This window comes from Algoriphagus resistens (assembly GCF_001442615.1).
Classification (GTDB): Bacteria; Bacteroidota; Bacteroidia; order Cytophagales; family Cyclobacteriaceae; genus Algoriphagus; species Algoriphagus resistens.
The window spans coordinates 1-10508 of sequence record NZ_LMXN01000032.1 but is presented as its reverse complement, the minus strand read 5'-3'; the positions used below and the strand labels follow the sequence as shown (position 1 = coordinate 10508).

The following is a 10508-nucleotide window of genomic DNA, read 5'->3' as shown; positions in this document are numbered from 1 at the left end:
TGTATTGCCCTTTTCATCTATCAACTGCCCATAGCTATATAAGGGGTTTGCTCCGTTGAAGCGAAGGCTGGATGGACCTTGGTTGGAGCCTTCAGAACGGTTCAGGATAAAATTCAGGCTCATTCCCAGCTGAAGTTTTCCATCCAGCATGGATAGGTTCTGGTTGCTCATCAGGGTGGTTCTCTCCCTATTGTTGGATTGGAGGTTTTCCAGGTTGCCATCCCATCCGGCAGCTATGTAATACCGGTAGTTCCCCGCTCCTCCCCTGATATTGAGACTGTATTGCTGGTCAAGCCCGTTTCTATAAAGCTTATTCCGGTAGTCTTCCCTAATGTCCCTGTTGCCCAGTTCGGTCAGGCGTTGGCTGAGTTGCTGATCAGACAACTGACCATCCCGGTGCAGGATCAGATTTTCCACCACCGGGCTCAACGGTTGACGGCTGACTGAATTCTCTCTGGAGGTATAATACCCATCTTCAAACAGCATCCTTTCAATGGCGATCAATTCTCCGCTGCTCATCAACGGTTGATAGAATGGATCGGGGCGTTCGGTCAAGGTGGCATTGGCCATCAGGTTCACGCGGGTGCCCTGTCCCTGTTTTCCGGTTTTGGTGGTAATGACAATGACCCCATTTCCTGCCCTTGCACCCCAGATAGATGCCGCTGCGGCATCCCGCAGTACCGAGATGCTCTCCACATCATTTGGGTTGATATTCTCTATCGGCCCATCATAGGGAAAGTTATCGATAACTATCAACGGGCTGGCATCAGAGAACAGGGTTGACCTGCCCCTGATACTTATTTTGTCTGTCCGGGAGCCATTTCTGTTGAATACCAATCCGGGGGTCACATCCTCCAGCCTATCCAGCACGGAGGTGCTTGTTCTCCTGTTGACCAACGCTTCGTCCAGTCCCACAAAGGAACCGGTTTGTCTCTCCTTTGGGATTTCCTGATAGCCGGTGGCATATACCTCCACTCCATCGAGATTCATCGATTTGGGAATCAGGTAAATTTCCAGCGGTTCTTCCAAAGGAAGCCCAAGTGTATATTCCCCGGTCTCAAAACCTATGAAACTGACCGTCAAGGTCACCGTGTTTCCTCCCAAAACCAGGGAAAATTTTCCGTTTTCATCTGAAATCACAGCACTGTTTCCCTGGCCTACACGGATACTTGCCCCGGGCAGGGGAATCCGCTCATCAGAGGAAAAGACCGTTCCTTCCAACCGGTTGGTTTGTGCTGTGGTTTGCAAAAAGACAAAACTGAATGCCAGCATCAAAAGCAGACATTTATAGAAGCTTGTAGACGGCTTGTTTAATCGGTAGCATCCAACAAAAAGCCTGATATGTTTATTGGACATGGCTGATTGGTTTTTGGGAAATAGATTTGACAATCAGATCCCTGAGATGATCGGGATCTGTATATAGCTGCGTTACGGAAATAAGCCTCCCGTCCGGACCGATGAGTATAGGTCTGGGGGCAGAGGAGATCAGATAATTTCTGAAAAACGGATGGGAATAGCCTTTATCTCCTGTATTCAGCCGAAGCCAGTTGTCTGAATTGTATAGCCCGCTTGCATTGCCCTTTTCCCAAATGCCGGCCTCCCTGTCTGCTGAAAGCGATATCAGCACCAGGTCACCGCGTCCTCCCAACTCCTGCTCAATTTTGGAAAGAACATTTTTGTAATAGGCGGAAGATGCGGAACACCCTGTGAAATACGTATTGACCAGCAGTGTCTTACCCTCAAAATCCGAAAGACGATACACTTTCCCGTCCTCATCCTTAAAAACAAAATCAGTGATCTTACTTTCTGGCTGGATCGCTTCCACCAGCTCTTGAACCTGCTGTCTTATGGAAGGATTCGTTACCTGGGCTGCCAATCCTTCAAGTTCTTCCGGGGACTCAGTGCCCATCTTTACCATTTGTGAAATATGTTTGCCAAGTATAAAATCCCTAAAGTTCCCGTCCGGGTAATTAAGGATCAGTTCTCCTATCCGCTGGTTCTCCAGCTTGGCCTGTAACCGGAGGATTCTATAACGGAGTGCAATCTGCTTTTCCGGAGGTGGAAGCAGCCCGGATGTCTTAAGTCCTACATCGTATGCAGGGAGAAACTCCGTAAATGTTTCCCGGATCAGATCCCGTTCCTGTTCAGATTTGGCATAGCCCAGTAAAGTCTGCAGCCTCCCTGTCTGTTTGATATAGAAAGCGGACTGAAGTTCACTCTTTAGATAAGCAAGGATCTCCGGGGCTATAATTCCCTCATAATAGGAAAGCAGATGTCCCAATTCCCGGAAGTAAACCGGATCCGTAGTGGTTTCTTCCCAGGCCTTAAGCATTTCAGGTACATCAATTGGCACCAACCTGGCCTTAGCTCCAAAGTCCAGTTGTGATTGTTCGAATTCCCTCAATCTTTCTTCGGATCCAAATAGGTTCTTCCCTTTGCGTACATGAAGCTTCATGCCTTCCTCTCTGGTGATGCGGGCAAGGAGTTTTTCTGCCTGCTCCTGTAATTCGAACAGGGCATAACCCGGACCGGCAAAAACCTTCTCCCCCTTTTGCAGGTCAATAAACATTTTTATGCTGTCACCCGGAAAGATAAGATATTCATTGATTATCCTGGATTCATCCAGATACATTGACAGCAACCCTGCCTGCTTTGAAGGAATGCTAAGCCTGACCCATTCCGCACCAAATCCTCCATCCCACATACTGCCCGGCTGGAATTGCCCAGTAGCTTCATATAAGCTGGGCATAGCTGTACCGGTATCTATCACACCTTCCAAAAAGGTGATGCGAAGGTTATTGAGAGGGATGTCAGACCTTACCTGTAGATAAAACAACATGGGATTCTCTTGAATATCCCTAGAAGCAGAAGGACTTTCGCCCTCCTGCCCTTGCCCGGAGTGATCAACCAAACCACTATTCTCCGGCAGAGTATCGGAGCGGGTCTCCCCGCCCCGATGGGTGTCTCCCAAACCAAAGGAGACGGAGGGGCCAGATCTATGAAGAAAATCCGCCCCGGGTGAATCAGCAACCTGTGCCAACAGTGCGCTTCCGTTTAGGCATAGCGATGCCAGGAAGCATGTGAGTATGTGTTTTTTCATGTGCTTTTAAATTTTAGCTGGAAGATGGAAGCGGTCGATAGTCGATATACCACAGTCCACAGCCGTGATTAGGATAGGAGAGATAGAAGTGGGAAATATGAAAGCTAAAGTCAGAAATCAGAAAACCCGGAGTCCTGACTACGACCAGCTATCTTGACTCTACTCAAGACATAGAAATCCCACCTCGGTCTATCCGACCAACCAGCAATAAATAAATACTAAGAAATGTGTCAGCTCTACCAGCTACTGTGAGCTTGCTGACGTGAGTGTGTGGTAACCGATCTGCTCAGGGATATGCACCTCCCCTTTCACGGTCAGAAAAGTAATCCTATCTCAAATCGGATTCTTGGGCTTCAGAGGATACAGGCGATCTACCGCGGCGATGCCGTGTACCTCTGGAAGGATGTAATAGGTTCCGATAGGTATAGCCCCGATAGCTATCGGGGGAGAACTAACTGACCCGCTTACCAAGTGAACATACCCTCCCAGCCTGTGGATCCTACAGGATACTGTCTGCAACAGAAAAGGAAGTAAATCAATCATGCTCGTTTTCATTAGTAATGAAAAATGGTAAAACGAGTCTCTATTGTAAAAATCGCCGTAAAATAGGGCGAGCTCTACTGCTTTAGTACATGGTACCGCCAGGAACCCTGCTTATCTTTCGATATACTTGACCACTAAAGACTGATGCAAAGCTCGCCCTACTGTTTTCAAAGATACCTAAATGAATCCTTAAATCCAGAACAGGGCGAGTCATCACATCCTCTCGTGGTCAATACTGGCGGTTTTTGTACGAGAGAATCGTAATACTCGGTGCGGCATTTATACCGCTGATATTTTAACTGCTTTAAATATAGGTATTTATTTTATCACATCCATATATGGAGGTGATTTTATGTTGATTTTAATGTCTCTTGGAATAAAAACCGCTTATGCCAAGTAAGATAATTGAGCAAGAAATGTCAGAGATGGATTTTCAACTGATATTTCATGTTAAAAAACTCAGAGAAGATCAAGGCTTGACACAAGTGGAATTAAGTCAAAAAATTGGGTTAGCATCTGGATTTGTGGGGAAAGTTGAAACATTTGGCAACAGCGCCAAATATAATATTCGTCATTTACCTTTAATTGCTAAGGCATTAGGATTTAAAAATGTAGGTGAAGTTCTTCCAAAAGGGATTGTAACGAAGGATCTTGTAAAGATAACACTAGAAAAAGTCCCATTGCCTAAAAAAAATGGTGAGCCTTCGCAAAATAAATTTGATTACAAAATACTCGAAGTAGTAGCTGTAGAAACTAAAAATCAAAACCAGAAATAAACCCAAAGAGGGGCGATAGCCCCAAATGGAAGGGGGAGGATGGAGTTTAGCTAACAATCCCAAGTATGCTGAACTATTTCTAAAATTTGGAGCCTGAGATTCAATGAACCGCCGTATACACCTTGTCCCTATAATTGGGATACGGTGATGTGGAGGTGCACATTGGATACTTAATAGTTGGTAAGTCTATCTAGTCGATTATAGCATTATTCATATACTTCTTAACTAAACGATTCTGTTGAAAAATTGCATCTAAGTTATTTGTTGATTCACTAAATGGAGTATAATATCCTTTAACACGGATTAAATCATTTTCCTTAACCAGAATTTTAAGCTGTTCGCCTTTATTTAGTAAAGTGTCCGCAATTACTTGTTTATGATTAACAGTCAATAACTTTATGAAAGTGGTTTCATCCTCTAATTCAGTAATTATAAACTCTTCTATGTCTTTTTCTATTACAAATGTTCTTGTTTCAATGTATGGAGATGATTTGTTGAATACTTCTCCAGCATAGATAAGGGTTCCATTTTTATTCTTGAGAATTAGATGTGGGCAACTTCCAATTAACCAGTGACGATCTAGTGTATAAAATCTTGAATAGTCTATATTGTGAATTTTCAGACTTAATTCCTGATCCTTTGTTTGATATTTCACTAGTCTAGGATAGCTAAAACTTCCAACGTTTCTGTAATCGTAAGGTTTTTGGTAGTCCTCGTGAGAATAACTCAAGACAAAATCCATATTATCAGTATGGTACTGATTAATTTCGAATTGCTCTCTACTTGTAGAATCGTGTTCTCCAAGGATGAGCCCTAATGGAATAAGAATACTTTGATGATGATTTACTCCTACAGAAGGTAGTTTCAATCTTATAACTTCTAAATCGCTAATTGCAGGAGGAATACTAACGTATTCTTCATTTTTGTGAATATTAAATTCAATTTCTTGAAAATGAATTATAGTATTCGAAAGATTCTCGATTAAAAGGAATGTGCACCAAATTGGCTTGATGGAAAATGTTTCAATTACCTTTTCATAATCGCCTCCACAATCGTTAAAAGTGGCTTCAGCGGATGCAAAGTACTCTATTGGGACGTTTTTGTCTAAATAGATTTTAATTAAGCCATTTAAGTCATTGTATCTAGCTAAAAACTCTTCCCTTCTGGGGATTCTCTGGTATTGAAATACTCCACCTGATTCAATTTTCTTTACATCAGGATTCTGTTTGAGGTATGCTTGTTCTGACTCGTACTCTTTATCAAAAGAGTAAACTGATTGAAACGATTCTTCGTTTCTAGCTAGAATCTTTTCGACTAACGCTCCTTGAGGTGATTTTACTAATAATGGAGGCTTAATCGGAAGATTATTGAAATCCCCTTTTAGCATTGCGGTGAAGGATTCAAAATCCTTACAGACAAGATATTTACTTAATATTTTACCATCCGATAAGGGAGGCTTTATATAATTTGTTTTAACTAGTTTATGCCAATTTAACTTTGCTTTAATTAGTTCACTTTGAGAATATTTTGTTTCTTTTGGATGTCTATTGTTATAATGTCCAGCAAAACTGTGGCAGTCGAAACAAAGAGAAATAGCATTTTCAAATGTGTTAGGACCTCCATCGGCTTCTTGTTTAATATGATGGACTTCAACATTGACTCCAGTAAATCTATGACAAACACAGCAATGCCTAGCAGATGAAATTAGTTCTTTTTCTTTAATGTTTGGAGGAAATCCCATTGATTTTTTTTTATTGCATGTAGTCGGGAAAGGCAAGAAAGTGCACCTTCACCTTCCCACAGAACTCCCGTAGACGGGTACAGGCTGTGTGTGTGACTCTCACCTCCCACGGCTCTTGATGCCTGCCTGGTCGGCAGACAGGTTTATAAATCGCTTGGTACTAAAAGTACTTAAGGTTGAGCCAATTTCCAATGCTTAAATAAGCTCGGCAAGAAGAATCACTACAGGCACCTCATCTGACTCTTGCAACACTAGTTTCATTGTTCGTTCTACGCACGCGACGAAAACATAGTTGTTATAACCTTTTTTCTAGTTTTTTCATTGGTCACAAAGTCAAAGTCAACGTATCTGTTCTTGTTATCAATCTAAGTTTGGTTTTCCAAAAATGAAAAATCCCCCAAGTCCACCTAATCCTTTTTCCTCGGTGGGGGTGGCGGTGGATTTCTCATTGTCGGGACTTGGCCTTTTACTCCACCTTTGCTGTTTCCCGGGATGTTAGTCGCTTTACCGCTTGGTTTTGTCGGTGAATTTGAATTATTCTTCTTACTCATAATTGTGATATTTATTTATGTAATCGTTTGTCTCATGTTCTGTTACATCCATAAGTCGCTTGTATTTTTTTATATTCAGTTTACAGTCAATTTCTTCAATTTTTTCCCAATCGCTTTCTCTAAATTCAAAGTAGTTGTCAATAGCGTTGCTCTTGTCAATTCTGTCGTAATGGTAGTCAGTCCAAAGTCTTTCTAGTTTATTAAAATACCTTGTGTACATCATTCTCAAATTACTGATGTCTTCAATTTCTTTGTCAGAGCGTATGAGCTGATTTTCCATAAGAAGCAATAACTGCATAACCATAATCAATATGAAAGCAATCCAAGCATAGTCTTCAAAATATTTCCATCCAAGTATTCCACTAACCGAAATTATCAATGTCATTATCTGAAAGCTCTTTTTCAAAGTCCGTTGCAGTCCAAGATATTTAGTCAAGTACTTTTCACCGTATTTCATATTTACCATTTCGTACCAAATCTTGTTTGTCATTTGCGTCTTTCTAAAATGGGCTATCACTATTTGCTACTACCCGTAGGTGACGATTTCGAAGCACTTCACTGTCAACCAAGCAGAAACTTTGATAGAAGCACAAAGCTTGATTTAACCAATGACCCGCCACTTTAGGGTATGTGATATTCTGCGTTGCCTTTCTAGTCTTCTGTTGTCCAAGCGTTTCCCATTCCCGTCCAGCCATAATGTTTGTCCTTGAATTGTTGCATAGCTGCTTTAAATTGAGAAATAATCAAGACAGCATCACTGTTCGTTGGAAATATTTCTTCATCAAGTAAATCTAAGAATTCAACAGTTGGGTCATCCTTCAATATGGATTTAACCTTGTTTAAAACTCGATTCGTCATTTTAACTTTTAATTCATTCAATGCACCATCCTGCTTTTTCTTTGATAGTTCTTTTATTTCATTAAATACTGAATCTAAAATTGGAAACAACATATCAAACTGTTCCGTTTGTGATTTCGTTGGTCTGTTTCCTGTCGCAAGTTTCTTTTTAGTCATTTTATTTTTCTTTAATTTTTTTAGGCATTACAGTTTTAACATCTGATTGTTTACCGTCAATTATCCAATACCATCTTCCTACGTCTTGCTTTACATTATCAGCTCGTAACTTTTCAAAACAACTTAGGTATTGAGTTAGCATCATTGCTGCATCACTATTGCTAGGTAAATCATTTTCGTCAAATGTATCAAAATCCGAAAATGGCTTATATTCATTTCCTAATAACTCATTTGAATCTGAAATGATTTTGTTCACAAACTTAAGTTTGAACTTGTTTAGTGCGTCATTTTGGGATTTCTTGGATAGAGCACTAATTTCATTATGCAATCCTTCAAGTTGTGCTTGTAGTTTTTCAAAATTATCGACTTCTTGTTTTGTCATATGTTTTTTTGTTAGGCTGGGCAGCTTCTCGTAAATTCTATATATTTCCGTTTAATTACTTCAATAGGTAAACGTTGTTTACTCTCATAAACTTCTCCCATTAGTTTTAGGTCACTATCATCCAATATCAAAATACATCTTCTTTGGCCCGCCCACAAATCAATTGTATTCTGGAAAATATTTTTAGGTACTTTATTCCTTGTGAATATTATTCCAAATTTCCCAAAACTATCAGTCATATAGCGATTGAGTTGATTTATATGTTCACGTTCCAGTTCCTTTACATTTTTCAATTCAATAACTAGTTGTTTAGATTCATAAGCATCGTAAATATCATTTAAAAATTCGTAAGAACGATTATTGTAGAAAATCAAGTCCCTAATTTGAGTTCCCGAGTCTGTTCTGCTTTGGTCTTTGGCAAAATCAAGATGAGGATAAAGCATTGACGACATTGTCTGTACCATTAAGTCTTCGTAATCTCTATCAGCATTATTAGTTTTTCCCGTTGGTAATTTTAAAATAGTGCTTATTTTTTTTCTTGCAGAAAGCACTGGTATTTGTGTAAACAATGGGTCATTTGTTAGGTCTTTGTTTTCCTTTTCTTTTAATGATATGTATGATTGAACAAGATTGTAATTGTGTCTATTGAAATTTAGAATTTGAACTCGATTGAGTTTCCCATCATAAGCTTTGTCTATATCCTTAATATAGTAGTTTTGAAAATAGTCTTCATAGTTAATCCAAGGAACATACTTCAGCCATCTTTTTGGTGTCAGAATTATTGGTTGCTTATTTTCTGGATTGATTGGCAGATAGGTTTCTTCTGGCTTAAACTGAAAAGATTTATAATCATATATTGGAATCGTGCAAGTCTCTATTGGTATTTTTAGTCTTTGACATTGGTCAATTGTAAAATCTACCAAGAACGATTTTATTAATGAACAACTAATATCACTGATTCTATCCTTTGAAACATTGTCAACTAGTAATTGAATTTCTTCAAAATGTTGGAAACCTTGTTTATGTAATTGAGGAATTGCTTTAAAAAGGTTAAGGATTTCGTCAGCGGTTTTTTCTCCGATTTTTTTTCCTTTTCGGGTTTTAGAATTTCCTAATCCTACTTCGCTAGATTCTGAAAGTTCGATTAAAATTCTTCTACTTTCGTTTTCTTTTCCGTTAACGTAATAACTTCCAAGCTGATTAAAGAGGTTTACAATTGTCGTGTGCAATGAATTATCTTGTTGGGAATTAATTTTCCAGAGCAAGAAAGGGTCAACATAAAGTGGTATGTCTTCGTCCAAAAATGGAATTGCGAAATCCACTTCTTCTTGTAAGAATGGAAGTCCGTGGAAGTCATTTAGCCTTGGCCGAATTATTGTCATTGTCTAAAGGAATTCTATTTCGTCTAGTTGTTCGTATGTTTCTTCTTGGTTTGCATAATCACAAATTCCATTGAAATATAATCCTTTTATACTATCAGCAATAAAATGCTGATAAGCGTTTACATTTCTCATTTTGGTTTCAGAATCAAAAGGTGATGGTTTCCGGATTTAAGCCCAGAAGGATGCTATAAAAGTTGGCGTAGTTCCCGGATCCTGTCAGTCTCGATACCTCGAGTGCCGCAGGCGATAAAGAACAGGGACAAGAAAGGAAAAAAAATGATACCAGCACATACCCTATACAGGGTATTTTTTGGGAAAATGGGAGGAAATGTGAAGGAATTGGAGGGTTTTTTAGTCGTTCCTGATGGCTGCTTCACAATAGTCACACCCAACCAAATGACGGCCCTTTAGAATTGAGTATGACTTTTTTGCTCTCTGCAATATCCAAAATGGCCTCTGAGAATTTGAGAGGTTTATATTGGAACCTGCTTTCGGTGGAAAGACCTAAGAGCCTTCTAAACCGAGCTTCTGTTGCTCCAGAGCTATCAGGATTGTATACAATGATATTTCGAACCCTGCTCTTACTAATAGTTCCCAGGGCGAATAGATACCGGAAGAATGAATCACTTTCAGGTAAAGAATATCCTAGGATATAAATATTTTTTGCCTTGCTTAATTCATCCGCCGCAACTCCCCAAACATTTGCTAACTGTCCATGGTATTCAGTTTTATTCCAAGTTGGCGGAACGATGACCAATTCAAGGTCTTGGTTTTCATTGGCACCATGCAAGTTCAAATAATTATTGATGTCAAAAGTATAATCAACTCCAGGCTTGTAATTGTTTAAATAGTTGAGTTGCTGCACATACCTGCTTGTGTCTTCAATCGATAGATATTTAATTTCTTTTTTAACATCTTTTCCGTTAGTATACCAGTTTATGGATCCGTGCAACTTCAACAGCTTAAACCCTGCATAATTATTTCCCAATCCGTAATCTATTTTCAAATTTTTAAATGTA

Annotated in this window: 10 protein-coding genes; 1 reads left to right on the top strand and 9 read right to left on the bottom strand. The window is 39.6% G+C overall.

Annotation, left to right across the window (positions count from 1 at the left end; genetic code table 11):
- The 3 genes from AS141_RS25665 to AS141_RS25655 form a co-directional block, all read right to left on the bottom strand.
- Nucleotides 1–1356: TonB-dependent receptor plug domain-containing protein (locus tag AS141_RS25665; protein WP_157243606.1), on the bottom strand; the 1356-nt coding region annotated here is incomplete at its 3' end.
- The gene (locus AS141_RS25660; RefSeq protein ID WP_057940578.1) at nucleotides 1346–3100 is read right to left on the bottom strand and encodes a TlpA family protein disulfide reductase; all 1755 of its coding nucleotides are present in this window, start codon (nucleotides 3098–3100) and stop codon (nucleotides 1346–1348) included. The genes AS141_RS25660 and AS141_RS25665, both read right to left, overlap by 11 nt.
- 333 nt (nucleotides 3101–3433) lie before the next feature.
- Nucleotides 3434–3655, bottom strand: a complete 222-nt coding sequence (locus tag AS141_RS25655) for a hypothetical protein (protein ID WP_157243605.1) — start codon at nucleotides 3653–3655, stop codon at nucleotides 3434–3436.
- A 377-nt stretch (nucleotides 3656–4032) separates the two neighbouring features.
- Here AS141_RS25655 and AS141_RS25650 point away from each other — a divergent pair, with 377 nt between their 5' ends.
- Nucleotides 4033–4419 carry a helix-turn-helix domain-containing protein gene (locus AS141_RS25650; RefSeq protein WP_057940576.1) on the top strand — a complete coding sequence of 129 codons (387 nt, stop codon included), beginning with the start codon at nucleotides 4033–4035 and terminating at the stop codon, nucleotides 4417–4419.
- 190 nt (nucleotides 4420–4609) lie between these two features.
- On the opposite strand, the gene AS141_RS25645 is transcribed toward AS141_RS25650, so the two are convergent.
- From AS141_RS25645 to AS141_RS25620, 6 genes are all read right to left on the bottom strand, one after another.
- Nucleotides 4610–6160 (bottom strand): HNH endonuclease, encoded by a 1551-nt coding sequence (locus AS141_RS25645; RefSeq protein ID WP_057940575.1) that lies wholly within the window; start codon nucleotides 6158–6160, stop codon nucleotides 4610–4612.
- 543 nt (nucleotides 6161–6703) lie between these two features.
- A complete protein-coding gene (locus tag AS141_RS25640; protein WP_157243604.1) occupies nucleotides 6704–7168 on the bottom strand; it encodes a hypothetical protein in 465 nt (154 codons plus the stop codon).
- A gap of 194 nt (nucleotides 7169–7362) precedes the next feature.
- Nucleotides 7363–7725 (bottom strand): hypothetical protein, encoded by a 363-nt coding sequence (locus AS141_RS25635; protein ID WP_057940573.1) that lies wholly within the window; start codon nucleotides 7723–7725, stop codon nucleotides 7363–7365.
- Nucleotide 7726: 1 nt separating this feature from the next.
- Nucleotides 7727–8107 carry a hypothetical protein gene (locus tag AS141_RS25630; protein ID WP_057940572.1) on the bottom strand — a complete coding sequence of 127 codons (381 nt, stop codon included), beginning with the start codon at nucleotides 8105–8107 and terminating at the stop codon, nucleotides 7727–7729.
- An 11-nt stretch (nucleotides 8108–8118) separates the two neighbouring features.
- Nucleotides 8119–9489, bottom strand: coding sequence for a GxxExxY protein (locus AS141_RS25625; protein ID WP_082632441.1), 1371 nt, complete (start codon nucleotides 9487–9489; stop codon nucleotides 8119–8121).
- 382 nt (nucleotides 9490–9871) lie between these two features.
- On the bottom strand, nucleotides 9872–10508 hold a 637-nt coding region (locus AS141_RS25620), incomplete at its 5' end, for a hypothetical protein (RefSeq protein WP_232425006.1).

Bases quoted from the DNA above. Each gene is read 5' to 3' on its own strand.
- AS141_RS25660 (WP_057940578.1), bottom strand. From the start codon at position 3,100: ATGAAAAAACACATACTCACATGCTTCCTGGCATCGCTATGCCTAAAC.
- AS141_RS25655 (WP_157243605.1), bottom strand. From the start codon at position 3,655: ATGAAAACGAGCATGATTGATTTACTTCCTTTTCTGTTGCAGACAGTA.
- AS141_RS25650 (WP_057940576.1), top strand. From the start codon at position 4,033: ATGCCAAGTAAGATAATTGAGCAAGAAATGTCAGAGATGGATTTTCAA.
- AS141_RS25645 (WP_057940575.1), bottom strand. From the start codon at position 6,160: ATGGGATTTCCTCCAAACATTAAAGAAAAAGAACTAATTTCATCTGCT.
- AS141_RS25640 (WP_157243604.1), bottom strand. From the start codon at position 7,168: ATGAAATACGGTGAAAAGTACTTGACTAAATATCTTGGACTGCAACGG.
- AS141_RS25635 (WP_057940573.1), bottom strand. From the start codon at position 7,725: ATGACTAAAAAGAAACTTGCGACAGGAAACAGACCAACGAAATCACAA.
- AS141_RS25630 (WP_057940572.1), bottom strand. From the start codon at position 8,107: ATGACAAAACAAGAAGTCGATAATTTTGAAAAACTACAAGCACAACTT.
- AS141_RS25625 (WP_082632441.1), bottom strand. From the start codon at position 9,489: ATGACAATAATTCGGCCAAGGCTAAATGACTTCCACGGACTTCCATTC.